The 14,957-nt window shown below is 73.8% G+C and carries 14 protein-coding genes, 1 tRNA gene and 1 other RNA gene; 14 read left to right on the top strand and 2 right to left on the bottom strand.

The window, feature by feature from the left end; all coding sequences use genetic code 11:
* The 6 genes from ACPZVR_RS08295 (at nucleotide 1) to ACPZVR_RS08270 (ending at nucleotide 6,601) form a co-directional block, all read left to right on the top strand.
* Nucleotides 1-1,398, top strand: coding sequence for a hypothetical protein (locus tag ACPZVR_RS08295; protein ID WP_436699096.1), 1,398 nt, complete (start codon nucleotides 1-3; stop codon nucleotides 1,396-1,398).
* A 132-nt stretch (nucleotides 1,399-1,530) separates the two neighbouring features.
* Nucleotides 1,531-1,848: a WXG100 family type VII secretion target gene (locus ACPZVR_RS08290; RefSeq protein ID WP_282401536.1), complete on the top strand. Its 318-nt coding sequence runs from the start codon at nucleotides 1,531-1,533 to the stop codon at nucleotides 1,846-1,848.
* Between the two features lie 31 nt (nucleotides 1,849-1,879).
* Nucleotides 1,880-2,194 carry a WXG100 family type VII secretion target gene (locus tag ACPZVR_RS08285; RefSeq protein WP_282401535.1) on the top strand — a complete coding sequence of 105 codons (315 nt, stop codon included), beginning with the start codon at nucleotides 1,880-1,882 and terminating at the stop codon, nucleotides 2,192-2,194.
* A 331-nt stretch (nucleotides 2,195-2,525) separates the two neighbouring features.
* Nucleotides 2,526-3,908 (top strand): type VII secretion integral membrane protein EccD, encoded by a 1,383-nt coding sequence (gene eccD, locus ACPZVR_RS08280; RefSeq protein WP_436699095.1) that lies wholly within the window; start codon nucleotides 2,526-2,528, stop codon nucleotides 3,906-3,908.
* Between the two features lie 12 nt (nucleotides 3,909-3,920).
* Nucleotides 3,921-5,327: a type VII secretion protein EccB gene (eccB, locus tag ACPZVR_RS08275; RefSeq protein WP_436699094.1), complete on the top strand. Its 1,407-nt coding sequence runs from the start codon at nucleotides 3,921-3,923 to the stop codon at nucleotides 5,325-5,327.
* Between the two features lie 32 nt (nucleotides 5,328-5,359).
* Nucleotides 5,360-6,601, top strand: coding sequence for a S8 family serine peptidase (locus tag ACPZVR_RS08270; protein ID WP_436699093.1), 1,242 nt, complete (start codon nucleotides 5,360-5,362; stop codon nucleotides 6,599-6,601).
* Nucleotides 6,602-6,740: 139 nt separating this feature from the next.
* Here the strand turns inward: ACPZVR_RS08270 and ACPZVR_RS08265 are convergent.
* Nucleotides 6,741-6,828 (bottom strand) — tRNA-Ser (locus ACPZVR_RS08265).
* A gap of 82 nt (nucleotides 6,829-6,910) precedes the next feature.
* Here ACPZVR_RS08265 and ACPZVR_RS08260 point away from each other — a divergent pair.
* Nucleotides 6,911-7,132 carry a hypothetical protein gene (locus tag ACPZVR_RS08260; protein ID WP_436699092.1) on the top strand — a complete coding sequence of 74 codons (222 nt, stop codon included), beginning with the start codon at nucleotides 6,911-6,913 and terminating at the stop codon, nucleotides 7,130-7,132.
* Nucleotides 7,133-7,238: 106 nt separating this feature from the next.
* Nucleotides 7,239-7,329: signal recognition particle sRNA small type (gene ffs / locus ACPZVR_RS08255), an RNA gene on the top strand.
* 15 nt (nucleotides 7,330-7,344) lie between these two features.
* On the opposite strand, the gene ACPZVR_RS08250 is transcribed toward ffs, so the two are convergent.
* Nucleotides 7,345-8,412, bottom strand: a complete 1,068-nt coding sequence (locus ACPZVR_RS08250) for a class I SAM-dependent methyltransferase (protein ID WP_436699091.1) — start codon at nucleotides 8,410-8,412, stop codon at nucleotides 7,345-7,347.
* Nucleotides 8,413-8,522: 110 nt separating this feature from the next.
* Here ACPZVR_RS08250 and ACPZVR_RS08245 point away from each other — a divergent pair, with 110 nt between their 5' ends.
* The 6 genes from ACPZVR_RS08245 to ACPZVR_RS08220 all read left to right on the top strand — a co-directional run bounded on the left by ACPZVR_RS08245 (nucleotide 8,523) and on the right by ACPZVR_RS08220 (nucleotide 14,893).
* A complete protein-coding gene (locus ACPZVR_RS08245) occupies nucleotides 8,523-10,733 on the top strand; it encodes a DNA polymerase III subunit gamma and tau (protein WP_436699090.1) in 2,211 nt (736 codons plus the stop codon).
* A 54-nt stretch (nucleotides 10,734-10,787) separates the two neighbouring features.
* Complete coding sequence (locus ACPZVR_RS08240; RefSeq protein WP_436699089.1) at nucleotides 10,788-11,201, top strand: YbaB/EbfC family nucleoid-associated protein; 414 nt, start codon at nucleotides 10,788-10,790, stop codon at nucleotides 11,199-11,201.
* A 16-nt stretch (nucleotides 11,202-11,217) separates the two neighbouring features.
* Nucleotides 11,218-11,814, top strand: coding sequence for a recombination mediator RecR (gene recR / locus ACPZVR_RS08235; protein ID WP_436699088.1), 597 nt, complete (start codon nucleotides 11,218-11,220; stop codon nucleotides 11,812-11,814).
* Entirely contained in the window at nucleotides 11,811-12,467 is a 657-nt protein-coding gene (locus tag ACPZVR_RS08230; protein WP_436699087.1) for a DUF5063 domain-containing protein, read from the top strand. Before recR ends, ACPZVR_RS08230 begins: the two co-directional genes overlap by 4 nt.
* Before the next feature lie 99 nt (nucleotides 12,468-12,566).
* A complete protein-coding gene (locus tag ACPZVR_RS08225; protein ID WP_436699086.1) occupies nucleotides 12,567-13,844 on the top strand; it encodes an aspartate kinase in 1,278 nt (425 codons plus the stop codon).
* Complete coding sequence (locus ACPZVR_RS08220) at nucleotides 13,841-14,893, top strand: aspartate-semialdehyde dehydrogenase (RefSeq protein WP_436699085.1); 1,053 nt, start codon at nucleotides 13,841-13,843, stop codon at nucleotides 14,891-14,893. Before ACPZVR_RS08225 ends, ACPZVR_RS08220 begins: the two co-directional genes overlap by 4 nt.
* Nucleotides 14,894-14,957 lie beyond the last annotated feature (64 nt).

Here is a 14,957-nt window from a genome sequence, read left to right as displayed (position 1 = left end):
GTGAACGGGACGTCCCGCCCTCCGGCGCCCGGCACGGTCACCGCGGTGAGCGTGCACGGACCGCGGGGCGTGCTCGACCTGACCGTGCCGGTCGACGCCACCCTCGAGGACGTCGCGCGGACCTATGCGGCCGAGGCCGGACTCCCCGTCGTGCTGCCGCTGGTCACCCGGTCGGGGGAGCCGCTCCAGCCCAGCGCCGTCGTCGGCAACGCCGGGCTGGTCGCCGGCTCGGTCGTCGTCGCCGTGGATCCGTCGTCGCGACCGGCGCCCCCGCGCAGCCGGTTCCGCTCGGGGGACGCCGGCGAGCAGGCGCTGGCCGCGGGCCGGGCGTCCGGGCTGTGGTGCGCACTCGCCGTCGGCGTCGCGGTCGTCGCCGGGTGGTGCGCCGCCCAGTTGCCCGCCGACGACCGGTGGCCGGTCGTCGCGGTGCTCCTCGCGGCGGCCGTCGTCGGCTGCCTGCCGATCGGCGTCCTGCGCTCGCAGCGCGCGCTCGCGGCTCCGGCGTTCGCGGCGGCCGCCGGCCTCGCGCTGGCCTGGGACCCGCTGCCCGAGCGGCTGCCGACGGTGTGCGGCATCGCGGCGCTGTGCGCCGCCGTCACCGCCGGGGTGGGCCGGGCGCTCGCCGCCCCCGACGACCCCGCGGTCGACGGGCTCCGGGTCTGGATCGTGGTCGGCGCCGGCTGGTTCCTGGTCGCCGGCCTGGGTGCGCTGACCGGCGTCGCGCCCCAGGTGGTCTGGGCGGTGCTGTTCCTCGCCGCCGTACTGGCCGCCCGGTTCGTGCCGGAGCTCGCCGTCGACGTGCCCGACCAGTACCTCCTCGACCTCGAGCGCCTCGCCGTGACCGCCTGGTCGGCGCGGGAGCGCCCCACGGGCCGCCGCGGCCGGATCGTCGTGCCCGAGCAGGCCGTCCAGGCGGTGGCGAGCCGGGGCGCCCGCGTCGTCACCGCGGCCGCGACCGCGGTGCTCGTCCTCGTGGTCGTCACGACGCCGCTGCTGCTCGCCACCGCGCACCTGCCGCTGGACAGCTCCGGTGCCCGTTGTCTGATCGGGTTCGGCGGCGCCGCGCTGCTGTTCGCCGCCCGCAGCTACCGCCATGCCGCGGCGAGCCGCCTGCTGCGGCTGGCCGGCGTGGCCGCGCTGGCCGCGCTGGCGGTCGTCCTGCTCGGTCTCGCGCCGGGGGCGGACGGGCCGGTCGCGGCGCCCGGCGTCGTGGCCGCGGTCGCCGTCGCCCTGGCCGGGATCCTCGTGCTGGCGGCGGTCCTCGTGGGCCGCGGGTGGCGCTCGGCGTGGTGGTCGCGCCGGGCCGAGATCGGTGAGGCGATCTGCGGCGCGTTCGCCGTCGGGTCCCTCGTGGTGGCGGTCGGCTTCTTCCGCTATCTCTGGGAAGTCACGGGTTGATGTTTAGCCCCTCGGCGGCGAGGGGTAGCACCTGACGCGTCGGCTCTTTGGCAGCACTCGGGGAGCCAGATCGAGATACCGAATTGCACGGGGCGGGCCGCACCGCCCGCCAACCAGCACCTAGGAGCAGACATGGCAGTCGAGTTCGGACACGCAGAGGGCGCCCTCGGGAAGGTCGCCGATCTGGTCATCACCGCCAAGCAGGACCTCGGCAAGCAGGCCCAGACCATGGAGGGCCAGCTCGAGAGCATGCGCCAGGAGTGGGTCGGCACCGCCGGTCTCTCCTTCGACAACCTCAAGAACGCCTGGCTCGAGAAGCACAAGGTCGTCACCACGGCCCTCGACCGGTTCCACGCGTCGCTGACCGAGACCGAGAAGGACAACGTCGCCGTCGACGAGCAGGCCGGCTCGGAGATGGTCAACCTCCTCAACCGCCTCGGCCAGCAGTAGTCCCCGAACCCACGAACTCCAGGAGAGAACCATGACCGGACCTGACTTCGGTGCCCTCGACGGCCTGCGCGTCAAGCACGCCTCCCTTGAGGCCGCGGCACAGAACATGTACGAGACCGCGAAGGCCATGAACGCCCGCCTCGACCAGCTCGAGAGCGACGCCCAGCCCTACATCAGCACCTGGGCCCCCGACAGCGAGCAGCGACTGAGCTACGACCAGGCCAAGTCCGCCTGGGACTGGGCGATGAAGGAGCTGCTCGACCTGCTCGACGGCGTCTCGAAGACGACCTACCAGTCCAACTCCGAGTACATCCAGGCCGACAAGCGCGGCGCCGGCCGGTTCTGAGTCCACCGGCCGAGCGCGTCTCCGGCGACGCGAAGCAGAGCAAGTTCCCGGAGGTCGCCTCCCGCCGCGCTGCCGGCCGGGGCTCACTGGGCCGAGCGCGTCTCCGGCGACGCGAAAGCAAAGCAAGTTCCCCGGAGGTCGCCTCCCGCCGCGCTGCCGGCCTCTTGCGAGCCGGTCGCACGCACGACGAAGGGACCGACCTGGTGGTCGGTCCCTTCGCTGCTGTGCGGACACGTCGCCGCGCTATCGCGAGCGTCGTGAGGCGCGGCACTAGCGTCGTGAGGCGCGGCACTAGGATCCGGAGCTCGGGCTCTCGGGAAGGATGGGGCAGATGACACAAGCGTCGCGGACGAGCGCCGCCGTCGCCTCCGGGCTGGTCCGGGTGACGGTCACGTCCGGCACCCGTCGGGTCGACCTGGTCCTGCCGGGCGCCATCCCGGTCGCCGAGCTGCTGCCCGAGCTGGCGCGCAGCGTCGGCCTCCTCGACCCGGCGACGGTGCACGGCGGCTACCGCGTCGGCACCGCCGACGGGCGCCGGCTGGCCCTCGACACGGGACTGACGCTGCAGGGCATCGAGGACGGCGGCCTGCTCACCGTCACCGCGGGCGTCGACGACCCGGCACCCCGGGTCTACGACGACGTCGTCGAGGCGATGACCGATGTCGTCGAGCACGATCTCGAGCCCTGGCAGCCGGCCGCCGGGCGTCGTACGGCGCTCGTGGCGGCGGGCCTGTTCCTCCTCCTCGGCGCCGGCGCCCTGTTGATCCAGCGCGGCTCCGACATCGCCGCCGCGGCCACCGCCCTCGTCGCGGTCGCGCTGTGCGCCGGCGCGATCGTGCTGTCCCGCGCCCAGGGCGAGCACGAGGCCGGCGTCGGCGTCGCCTGGCTGGGCGCCGGGTACGCCGCGGTGGCCGGCATCATGTTCGCCCCCGACGGCGACACCTGGTTCGCCGACCCGCTCGCCGCGGCCGGTGCCGGTGCGCTCCTGGCCGGCGTGGTCTGCCTCATCGGGCTCGGGCCGGGCCGGACGCTGGCGTTCCCGCCGATCGTCGTCGGCGCGCTGGGGGTCGGCGTCGGGATCTACGTCCGATCCTCGCCCGACGGGTTCGCGCCCGCTCCGCTGTTGACGACGGTGCTCGTGCTCGTCGTCCTCGCGGGCAGCGTCTTCCCGTGGCTCGCGCTGGGGGCCACGAGCACCCGTGTCGACCAGCTCTTCTCGCCGGCCGACATCACCGCCGACCCCGACGACATCGAGCGCGCCCGGGTCGCGGCCGACGCCCGGGTGGCCCACGAGATCCTGCTCGCGATCAGCGGCACCGTCGGGCTGCTGCTCGTCCTCGTCGCGCCGCTCGCCGTCAGCCTCGGGGTGACCGGCACGCTCCTCGCGGTCGACGCCTGCCTCATCGTCGTCCTGCGCACGCGCCAGTACCGCACCGGCAGCGAGGTGCTCCTCGGGCTCGCCTCCGGCGTCGCCGGCATCGCGGCCACGGCGGTCGCGGTGCTCGCGTTCCACCCCGACTGGCGTCCGACGCTCGCGGTCGTCCTCGCTGTCCTCGGCGCGGTGCTGCTCGTCGCGACGCTGAGCCCTGCCGCCCCGTCGGTGCGCCGCGGCCGGCTCGGCGACGTCCTGGAGTCGGTCGCCCTGCTCACCCTGCTCCCCCTGCTCGTCGTCGCCACCGGTCTGTTCGACCAGGTGCGCGACTGGCTCGGATAGGACGGACCGGTCGTGGCCACCAAGAAGGACCTCGTCGAGGCCTACGCGTTCAGCCGTCGCCGGCTCGTGACCGCCTTCGTGTCCGGGGCCCCGGGCGGCCGGGAGGTCGAGCCCACCCGGCCCGGCCGGATGATCGTCGGCGGCGTCGCGCTGGCCGTCCTGCTCGTCGCCGGCGCCGCCATCGCGGGTGCGCTGTCAGACCGTGCCGAGGTCGACTGGGACAAGCCCGGTCTCGTCGCCGACGACCGGGGCGCGCTCTACGTGATCCTCGACGAGGACCTGGCCTCCGACCTGCCACGGGTCCGACCGGTCATCAACGTGACCTCGGCCCAGCTGATCCTGGGCGCCGGGGTCGAGGCGCGCAAGGTGCCCGACGACGAGATCGCGGGGGAGAGGAAGGGCCCGCCCATCGGCATCCTCGACGCGCCGGCGACCGTGCCGGGCGCCGGCGACCTGGTCGAGAGCGGGTGGACCTCCTGCACCGGCAGCGGGCTCGGCATGCAGACCTCGATCGAGGTCTCGCCCGCCGTGGAGCCGGTGCCGACCACCGGCTTCGTGGTGAGGTCGGCCGCCGAGGGCGGGGTCTATCTCATCGCCGAGGCCGACGTGCCCGGCCTGCCGCGCCGGGCGTACCGCTACGAGCTCACCAGCGGCAGCGACGGTCTCTACAGCGACCTGCGGATCTCGCCCAACGACCAGATCACGGTCCCGGACGCGTGGTTGGAGCTGTTCCCGCCCGGTGCCTCCCTGGACGCGGCGGGCCTCGGCATCAACGGCTGGGGCGAGCCGGCTCGCCTCCCCGGCTACGACGACGCCCGGGTCGGCGACTGGCTCGAGCGCTCCGGCACGACGTACGCGTTCACCAAGGACGGATTCGTGGAGCTGTCGCCCTTCGAGGCGGCGGTGCTGCGCAACACCTCGCTCGGTCAGCGCGCACCGCGGCCCGTGACCGAGGTCCCCGGTGCGCCGTTCGACATCGTCCGCGGTGCCGCGGGCGCCGGCGAGCACTGGCCGGAGCAGGTCCTCACCGGGTCCCTGCCCGCGACCGAGGAGGTCTGCGCCCAGCTGACGACCGACGAGGGCACGGAGCCGGCGGTCCGGCTCGTCACGGCCCCCGCGGGCGCGGCCAGCGCCGCAGACGTCGCCGCCGGCGACCGCGAGGTCACCGTCGCGTCGGGCCACGGCGCCGTGGTCCGGTCGGCCGACTGGATCACGAGCACCGGCGGGACGATCCACCTCGTCGACGACCGGGGCTACAGCTATCCGGTCGCCAGCACCGACGACCTCACGCAGCTCGGCTACGGCAAGGTCCCGGGGCTGGTCGTGCCCGACGTGTGGAACAAGCTGTTCGAGGTCGGGCCCGAGCTGTCCCAGGACGCGGCGCTGTGCCCGCCCTCCAAGGACCTGTCGTGCGGCTAGCGCGGGTCTCGGGCCCCGGCGGGGCTCGCCTCGTGCGGGCCGCTGCGGGCGGGCTCGCCGGCGGGGCGCTGGGGCTTTCCCTCCTCGGTGCCGCCGCCGGTACGCCGGCCGCCGCCGCGGCTCCGGAGGTGCACGTCGCGGCCGAGGCGGAGGGACCGCGCTGCCTGCAGGTCAGCGCGAGCACGACCGACCAGCGCTCGGTGAAGGGCGACAACCCGGCCAACCTGGCGCTGCACGTCGAGGAGGCCCAGGCGCTGGTGCGCAAGACCGGGAGGCAGCCCGGCGCCGGCGTGCAGGTGATCGTCGTCGACAGCGGCATCGACGGGTTCCGGGGGACGAGCCCCGTCGAGCTGCCGACCGGGCACGGCTTCGCCGTCGCGGGCATCATCGCCGGCCCCGACCAGGCGGAGCCGAGCCGGGTGGACGTCGGGATCGCGCCCGGCGCCGAGGTGGTCGACGGTCGGTTCTACGACACGCTCGAGCGGTCGCAGGAGGGGCAGCGGGTCCCCATGGCCGCCGACCTCGCCCGGAAGCTGGGGGAGATTGCCGCGTCCCGCGAGGGCGGTGCCCGCCCCCGGACGGTGGTCGTGGTGCCCGCGCAGGTCCCGTACTCCGCCGAGCTCGAGGCGCAGATCGACCGGCTCGTCGCCACAGGCGTCCTGCTCGTCGCCGCCTCCGGGGACCGCCCGTCCGGCGAGGGTGCCTTCCCCGACGGCTACGAGGGCGAGGCGAGGAAGGGCGAGGACGCCGCCGAGGTGATCTGGCCGGCCGCCCACCCGAAGGTGATCGCGGTCGGGGTCTCCACGCCCGGCACGCGCGGGACCGTGCTGCGCAGCTCGGCCATCGACCTCGCCGCCCCGGGGTCCAGCGCGGTGTCCAAGGCGCTCAACGGCGGCTGGTGCGTCGTCGACGGGGCGTCGACCTCCTGGGCGGCCGCGCAGGTGGCCGGCGTGGCCGCGCTCGTGTGGTCCGCCCACCCCGACGAGGACGCCGCCGACCTGAGGACCCGGCTGGAGCAGACCGCCAGCGGCAACGGCGGCCCGTCGAGCCCGATCACCGGCTACGGCGTGGTCCAGCCCGTCGAGGCGATCCAGCGCGCGATCGTCGACCCGGGCGCGGAGCGCACGCAGCAGGTCCAGCCCGCCAAGCCCCCGCGCGCCCAGGCGGACGTCCTCGCCGGCGCGCGGCACGACGCGATCTGGTGGGGACTCGGGGGCGGCGCCGCGCTCGTCGTCCTGCTCCTGCTGCGCCCGCTGCTCGCCCGACGGCGCTGAGCCCCGGACCGGCTGCGAACCGGCCGCGGTCCGGGTGCGCGGGTGGGTCGGACAGCGTGCTAGTGGCCGGGCGAACCGGCCGCCTCCACGCCCGACGAGCACGAACGGCGCCGACTCGCGTCGGCGCCGTTCGTGTCTGTGGCGGAGGTAGGGGGATTCGAACCCCCGAGGGCGTTAACCCAACCCGCTTTCCAAGCGAGCGCCATAGGCCACTAGGCGATACCTCCGCGGAGGAGGTTACCGGCAGATGGACGGGGAGGTGGAATCGGGACTCCTCGCCCGACCGGCCCGGCGGCGTACCATCGGCCCATGACCTCGCGCGGTGACCGGCCGGAGCCGTGGGCCCCGGTCGAGCACCTGCCCACCGACGCGCAGCGGATGGGCCTCAACCGGTCGGTGCCCGACGGTGCGCTGCTCGAGTTCGCGGGCTCGCTCGACAGCGCGAAGCGCTCGCACCGCGTGGTCGCCTGGGTGCTGCTCGTCGTGGTGGTCGCGCCGGTCCTGCTCACCGTGCTCAACCTGCTGCGCTGACCCGGGACGCCCCGGATCGCCCCGGGACGCTCAGGGCGGGAGCGCGTCGGCGCCGGATGCCGCGGTCGATGTGAACCGGGCGCGCCCCATCCTCTACAGTGGCCGCAACCCCCCACGTGGCGGTATCTCACCCAACTCCCCCAGGGCCGGAAGGCAGCAAGGGTAAGTGAGCTCTATCGGGTACGTGGGGGGCCTCTGCGTCCCGGCCGCGCCTACGGCTTGCGGGCGAGGTAGAAGTAGTTGAACGGGTCGGTCCGCACCTCACGCACGTCGACGTCGACCAGGCCCGCCTCCTCGAGCATCCGCACCGCGGTCTGTCGGCCCCACACCGTGCCGAGGCCGGCGCCGCCATGGGCGAGCGACACGGTCATGCAGTGCATCAGGCTCAGCGTGTAGAGGTAGGTCCGCCACGGCAGGCCCAGGTTGTTCTCGACGCCGGTCTCCGCCTTGATGTCGACCATCAGGAAGGTCCCGCCGGGCCGCAGCGCGGCGGCGATCCCGGCGAGCACCCGGTCGGGGAACGCCTGGTCGTGGATCGCGTCGAAGGCCGTCACGACGTCGTACGCCGCCACCTCGCCGAGCTCGGCGACGTCGCGGACCTCGAAGCTCGCGTTGGTCAGGCCCCACGCGGCGGCCTCGGCGCGCGCCGCCTCGATCGCCTCGGCACCCAGGTCGTAGCCGACGAACCTGCTCGCCGGGTAGGCGCGGGCGAGCAGGTTGACGGCGTGCCCGGACCCGCAGCCGATGTCGGCCAGGGCGGCGCCCGCGGTCAGCTGCTCGTGGAGGCCCGGGACGACGGGCACCACGACGTCGAGCAGCCCGGCGTCGTGGACGGCCGCGGCGTCGGCGGCCATCAGCTCGTGGAACCGGGGGAAGCGGTCGTAGTCCAGTCCGCCGCCGTGCCGGAACCGCTCCCGCAGCTCGGGCTCCACGCCGGCGAGCATGGTGAGCATCTTCATGCTGCGGGCGAGGTTGACCGGTCCGTCGGCGCTGGTCAGGCAGGCGGCACGCTCGCGCGACAGCGCGTAGTGGCCGGTCGTGGCGTCGTACGTCGCGACGTCGCCGGCGACGATCCCGTCCAGCCACTCCCGCAGGTACCTCTCGTCGACGCCCGCCGCCGCGGCGAGGGTGGCGGGGTCCGCCGGCCCGGTGCGGGCCAGCACGTCGAGCAGCCCGAGCTCGTCGCCGATGCCGAGGAGCAGGCTGAGCGCGGCGTCCTCGCGCACCCGGACCATCCGCTTCTGGAACGCCCGCGCCTCGTCCCGGTCCATCGTCGTCATGGTGCTCGTCCTCCCTGTGGCTCGCGCCTCACGATAGGGGCCGGACCGCCCGGTCCGGGACAGCGCCACGGGCCCGGGACGTGTCGGGGCCAGCGACTAGGGTGGCTCCCGTGGACTCCCCGCTCGCGCTCTACCGCCGCTACCGGCCCGAGACCTTCGCCGAGGTCATCGGGCAGGAGCACGTCACCGAGCCGCTGCGGGCCGCGCTGGCCGGCAACCGGGTCAATCACGCCTACCTCTTCTCCGGGCCCCGCGGCTGCGGCAAGACCACCAGCGCGCGGATCCTCGCCAGGGCGCTCAACTGCGAGAAGGCGCCGATCTCGGACCCGTGCGGCGCGTGCGAGAGCTGCCGTGACCTGGCCCGCAACGGCCCGGGCTCGATCGACGTGATCGAGATCGACGCCGCCTCCCACGGTGGCGTCGACGACGCGCGCGACCTGCGCGAGAAGGCCTTCTTCGCCCCGGTGAAGAGCCGCTACAAGGTCTACATCATCGACGAGGCCCACATGGTCACCACGCAGGGCTTCAACGCCCTGCTCAAGCTGGTCGAGGAGCCGCCGCCCCACCTGCGGTTCATCTTCGCCACGACCGAGCCGGAGAAGGTCATCCCGACCATCCGCTCGCGCACCCATCACTACCCGTTCCGGCTGATCCCGCCGCGGCTGCTGACGTCCTACCTCACCGAACTGTGCGACCGCGAGGGCGTCTCCATCGAGCCCGCCGCGCTGCCGCTGGTCGTGCGGGCCGGCGCCGGGTCGGCGCGCGACACGCTCTCGGTGCTCGACCAGCTGCTCGGCGGCGCCGGGTCGCAGGGCGTCACCTACGACCTGGCCAGCGGCCTGCTGGGCTACACGCCCGACACGCTGCTCGACGACGTCGTCTCCGCGTTCGCGGCCGGCGACGGGTCGGCGGTCTTCGGGGTGGTCGACAAGGTGATCGAGACCGGGCAGGACCCCCGCCGGTTCACCGAGGACCTGCTGCGCCGGCTGCGCGACCTCGTCATCATCTCCGCGGTCCCCGACGCCGCCGCCTCCGGACTGCTCGACCTCTCCGGCGACCAGGCCGACCGCCTCGTCGCCCAGGCCGCCGCCTTCGGCCGGGCCGAGCTGACCCGTGCGGCCGACCTGGTCGCGGCGGGACTGACCGACATGCGTGGTGCGACCGCGCCGCGGCTGCTCCTCGAGCTGATCTGTGCCCGGATCCTGCTGCCGGCCGCCGACCACACCACCGAGGGGGTGCTGGCCCGTCTCGACCGGCTCGAGCGCCGCGCCTCGATCAGCGGTACGACGTCCGCGGAGTCCGCGCCCGCGGCGGCTCCGGCTGCCGTGCCGGCCCAGGACCGGCCGGTGCCGTCACGGGCCGAGCGGGCGGCTCCCGAGCGCGTCGAGGACCCGGCGCCCGCCGCGGCTCCGCCCGCCGCGGCTCCGGCCCCTGAGCCCGTCGCCGCGCCGGTCGCCGAACGCGTCGCGGCGCCGGACGCCCAACCCGTCGACCAGCCCGTCGACAACACCGTCGGCCAGCCCGAGCCCGTCGCGCAGCGTGCTCCGGAGCCCGAGCGTGCCGCGGAGCCGGAGGCCGCGCCGACGCCCCCGGCGGCCGCGCCCGCCGCCGAGGCTCCCGCCCCCGCGGGCGGCAGCGGCGGCAGCGGCCTGAGCCTGGTCGACGTCCGCCGGCTGTGGCCCTCGGTGATCGACCGGGTCAAGGGGGTCAAGCGGGTCACCTGGATCCACCTCACGCAGAACTCCCAGGTCGTCGGCTTCAACGGTGCCGTGCTCAGCCTCGGCTTCCAGACCGACGGGCCGCGTCGCTCGTTCGAGACCGGCGGTCACGCGGAGATCGTCCAGCAGGCCGTGATCGACGAGATCGGCGCCAACGTCCGGATCGAGGCGATCATCGATCCCGCCGCCGACCCCGGCGCCCGTCCCCCCGAGCCGGCGTCGGCGCAGGCCCCGCCGCCGGCGGCCACGCCGCAGCCGAGCGACCCGGGCGGCTGGCCGGAGGTCACCGCGCCGCCCGGATCCGTGGCGGTGGCCGGCGGGCCGTCCGCGCCCGCCCCCGCCCAGGCGGCTCCGCCACCGGACGATCCGCCGCCATGGGCCACCGAGCCGGCGCCGGAGCGACCGGCCGAGGGGCCGGTCTCGCGCCGTTCCCGGGTGGCCGACATCCAGGCCCAGGCCGACGCCGCCGCGGAGGCGCCGCCGGAGGACCCGGACGCCGCCGTCGACCTCGACGACCGCGAGGTCGACGCCGAGTCCAGCGCCGAGCTCCTCGCTCGTGAGCTGGGCGCCCAGATGATCGAGGAGATCCCGCGCGGCGACTGAGCCGCCGGCCGACCTCCCGCCCCGAGCACCTCCCGGACACAGAGAAGAGATCCCATGAGCCAGAACCCCTTCGACGCCCTCGGCGGCGCCGGTGGCCTCGACCTCGGCGCGCTGCTCCAGCAGGCCCAGCAGATGCAGGACCAGCTGCAGAGCGCGCAGCAGCAGCTGGCGGAGGCGACGGTCGACGGCACGGTCGCCGGCGGTGCCGTCACCGTCACGGTGACCGGCGCCGGCGAGCTCAGCGCGGTCACCATCACCCCCGACGCGCTCGACGGCACCGACGCCGAGGCGCTGGCCGACCTCGGCGACCTGATCGTCGCGGCGTTCCGCGACGCCCGCGCCAAGGTCGACGAGCTCGCCGAGCAGACGCTGGGCCCGCTCGCCGGCGGACTGCCCGGCATGGGTGACCTGGGCGGGCTGCCCGGCCCGGGCGGACCGGGCGAGTCGCCCGGCCGGCTCGGGTTCTGAAGCGGGGGCCGCACTCTTGTACGAAGGCGTCGTCCAGGACCTCATCGACGAGCTCGGGCGATTGCCCGGGGTCGGTCCGAAGAGTGCCCAGCGGATCGCGTTCCACCTGTTGCAGGCCGACCCGGCCGACGTACGACGCCTCGCCGAGGTCCTCATCGAGGTCAAGGACAAGGTGAAGTTCTGCTCGATCTGCTTCAACGTCGCCGAGGACGACCAGTGCCGCATCTGTCGTGACCCGCGCCGTGACCCGGCGGTGCTGTGCGTCGTCGAGGAGTACAAGGACGTCGTGGCGATCGAGCGGACCCGGGAGTTCCGCGGTCGCTATCACGTGCTGGGCGGGGCGATCTCGCCGATCGACGGCATCGGTCCCGAGCAGCTCCACATCCGGGAGCTGCTCACCCGGCTGGGCGACGGCACCGTCACCGAGGTGATCCTCGCCACCGACCCGAACCTCGAGGGCGAGGCCACCGCGACGTACCTCACGCGCATGCTCGGCCCCCTGGGGTTGCGCGTGACGCGTTTGGCCAGTGGACTTCCGGTGGGAGGAGACCTGGAGTACGCCGACGAGGTCACCCTGGGTCGGGCATTCGTGGGAAGGCAGACAGCGACATGAACGAGCACCTGAGCGACGACAGCACCACCGAGCAGCTCCCCGGCCTCGCAGCGCTCGAGGCGCTGATCGCGGTCGAGACCGAGACCGTGCGCTTCGCCGACGACATCGCGGCGTCGGTGCGCTCCTTCCTCGACGGCCTGCGGGTCGTCGCGGCCCAGGCCAGCGGCGGTCAGGCCGTGTCCCTGCTGCTGCTCCAGATCAGCCAGATCGCGCTCACCGGCGCGCGGCTGGGGGTGCACCGCGACTTCGCGCCGCGCGACGAGTACCAGCCCGACGACGGCCCGGATCCCGACGACATCGACGACCTCCGTCTGCAGCTGGCCCGGTTGCTCGGCAACCTGGACACCTACAGCTACGTCTTCGACCCCTACGCGCCCGAGATCGTCGAGGGCCTGCTCTCCGACGACCTCACCAGCATCGCGGCCGACCTCGCCGTCGGCGTGCGCCACTACGACGCCGGCGACGTCGAGGAGGCGCTGTGGTGGTGGCAGTTCTCCTACGTCTCCTCGTGGGGCGCGCTCGCCGGGTCGGCCATGAAGGCGCTGCTGTCGGTCGTGGCGCACGACCGCCTCGACGTCGACCTGGACACCACCCAGGAGCTCGCGCTGGTCGAGGCGGCGGCCGCCGTGCTGGACAGCGCGGAAAAGGGCTAGCCCACTCTCGTAGACTCGGGGCGGCCCCGTCGATGTGGCCTGCCCCAGAAGTTGCTAGAAGTAGCACCGTCCCCGAGACCACGCCAGGAGTGAGCCCCCGTGGGCATTGTCGTGCAGAAGTACGGCGGCTCGTCGGTCGCCGATGCCGCCGGGATCAAGCGCGTCGCACAGCGCATCGTCAACACGAAGAAGGCCGGCCACCAGGTCGTGGTCGTCGTCTCGGCGATGGGGGACACGACGGACGACCTGATCGACCTCGCCAACGAGGTGTCGCCGCTGCCGCCGGCCCGCGAGCTCGACATGCTCCTCACCGCTGGTGAGCGGATCTCGATGGCCGTGCTGGCCATGGCGATCCACGACCTCGGTCACGAGGCCCGCTCGTTCACCGGCTCGCAGGCCGGCGTGATCACCGACGCCGAGCACGGCAAGGCGAAGATCATCGACGTCACGCCGGGCCGGATCCAGGCCGCGATCGACGAGGGCGCGATCGCCATCGTCGCCGGCTTCCAGGGCGTCTCGCAGACGACCAAGGACATCACCACGCTCGGCCGCGGCGGCTCCGACACCACCGCGGTGGCGCTGGCGGTCGCGCTCGAGGCCGACGTGTGCGAGATCTACTCCGACGTCGACGGCATCTTCACCGCCGACCCGCGCATCGAGCCCCGCGCCCGCAAGGTGCCCCGGATCTCCTACGAGGAGACCCTCGAGATGGCCGCGCAGGGCGCCAAGATCCTGCACCTGCGGTGCGTCGAGTACGCCCGCCGCTACGACATGCCCATCCACGTCCGCTCCTCCTTCTCCGAGAAGGAGGGCACCTGGGTCGTCAAGGCCGAGGATGTTGTTCAGGAGAGTTCCATGGAAGCCGCGATCATCACCGGTGTCGCCCACGACCGCAGCCAGGCCAAGATCACCGTGGTCGGCGTACCGGACAAGCCGGGCGAGGCGGCGGCGATCTTCCGCGCCGTCGCCGAGGCGCAGATCAACATCGACATGATCGTGCAGAACGTCTCGGCCGCGGCGACCAGCCTGACGGACATCTCCTTCACGCTGCCCGCGGGCGAGGGCCAGACCGCGATGACGGCGCTCTCGCGCCTCCAGGCATCCGTCGGCTTCGAGTCGCTGCTCTACGACGACAGCGTCGGCAAGGTGTCCGTGGTCGGCGCCGGCATGAGCTCGTCGCCGGGCATCTCCGCCCGCTTCTTCGAGGCGCTCTCGGAGGCCGGGGTCAACATCGAGATGATCTCCACCTCCGAGATCCGCGTCTCCGTCGTCGTGGCCGAGACCCAGGTGGAGGCGGCCGTCAACGCCGCCCACGCCGCCTTCGACCTCGGCTCCGACGAGATCGAGGCCGTCGTCTACGGAGGGACCGGCCGATGAGCAACGCGGTGATCAACATCGGTGTGGTCGGCGCGACCGGTCAGGTCGGCGTCGCGATGCGACAGATCCTGCTCGAGCGGGAGTTCCCGGTCGGCGACGTCCGCTTCTTCTCCTCGGCCCGCTCGGCCGGCAAGGTGCTGCAGTTCGGCGACCGCGAGGTCACCGTCGAGGACGCCGAGACCGCCGACCCGGCCGGTCTCGACGTCGCCCTCTTCTCCGCCGGTGCCACCGCCTCCCGCGCGCTGGCCCAGCGGTTCGTCGACGCCGGCGTGATCGTCGTCGACAACTCCTCCGCCTTCCGCAAGGACCCGGCCATCCCGCTGGTCGTCTCCGAGGTCAACCCGGAGGCGGCGGCGTCGGTCATCGAGGCCGGCCGCGGCATCATCGCCAACCCGAACTGCACCACGATGGCCGCCATGCCGGTGCTCAAGCCGCTGCACGAGGAGGCCGGTCTGGTCCGGCTGATCGCGTCGACGTACCAGGCCGTCTCCGGCTCGGGCATCGCCGGCGTCGAGGAGCTCGCCACCGGCATCGCCGCGGCCGGCGACAAGGCCCGGGAGCTGGCGTACGACGGCGAGGCCGTCGCCTTCCCCGAGCCGGGCGTCTACAAGGAGACCATCGCCTACAACGTGCTGCCGTTCGCCGGGAATCTCGTCGACGACGGCCTGAACGAGACCGACGAGGAGCAGAAGCTCCGCAACGAGTCCCGCAAGATCCTCGGCATCCCCGACCTGCGCGTCTCGGGCCTGTGCGTGCGCGTGCCGGTGTTCACCGGCCACTCCCTGGCGATCAACGCCGAGTTCGAGCGGACGCTGACCCCGGAGCGCGCGCGGGAGCTGCTCGCCGGCGCCCCCGGCGTCGAGCTCGCCGACATCCCCACCCCGCTCGCCGCGGCGGGCAAGGACCCGTCGTACGTCGGCCGGATCCGCCAGGACCCCGGTGTCGACGGCGACCGCGGTCTCGCGCTGTTCGTCTCCAACGACAACCTGCGCAAGGGGGCCGCGCTCAATACGGTCCAGATCGCGGAGCTGATCGCTGCTGCGCGCTGAGACAGTTTCACCGGCCGGCCGGTGAAACTCACGCTGGGACGAGGAAACTTCTTCGTCCCAGCGT

The sequence above is a fragment of the Nocardioides segetis genome, from assembly GCF_051390595.1.
Classification (GTDB): Bacteria; Actinomycetota; Actinomycetes; order Propionibacteriales; family Nocardioidaceae; genus Nocardioides.
Note: the sequence above shows the minus strand (reverse complement) of the source record. Positions and strands in the feature narration are given on the sequence as shown.

Excerpts from the sequence above, each read along its gene's own strand:
- ACPZVR_RS08290 (WP_282401536.1), top strand. The coding sequence starts at position 1,531 with ATGGCAGTCGAGTTCGGACACGCAGAGGGCGCCCTCGGGAAGGTCGCC.
- ACPZVR_RS08285 (WP_282401535.1), top strand. The coding sequence starts at position 1,880 with ATGACCGGACCTGACTTCGGTGCCCTCGACGGCCTGCGCGTCAAGCAC.
- eccD (WP_436699095.1), top strand. The coding sequence starts at position 2,526 with ATGACACAAGCGTCGCGGACGAGCGCCGCCGTCGCCTCCGGGCTGGTC.
- ACPZVR_RS08260 (WP_436699092.1), top strand. The coding sequence starts at position 6,911 with ATGACCTCGCGCGGTGACCGGCCGGAGCCGTGGGCCCCGGTCGAGCAC.
- ACPZVR_RS08250 (WP_436699091.1), bottom strand. The coding sequence starts at position 8,412 with ATGACGACGATGGACCGGGACGAGGCGCGGGCGTTCCAGAAGCGGATG.
- ACPZVR_RS08240 (WP_436699089.1), top strand. The coding sequence starts at position 10,788 with ATGAGCCAGAACCCCTTCGACGCCCTCGGCGGCGCCGGTGGCCTCGAC.
- ACPZVR_RS08230 (WP_436699087.1), top strand. The coding sequence starts at position 11,811 with ATGAACGAGCACCTGAGCGACGACAGCACCACCGAGCAGCTCCCCGGC.
- ACPZVR_RS08220 (WP_436699085.1), top strand. The coding sequence starts at position 13,841 with ATGAGCAACGCGGTGATCAACATCGGTGTGGTCGGCGCGACCGGTCAG.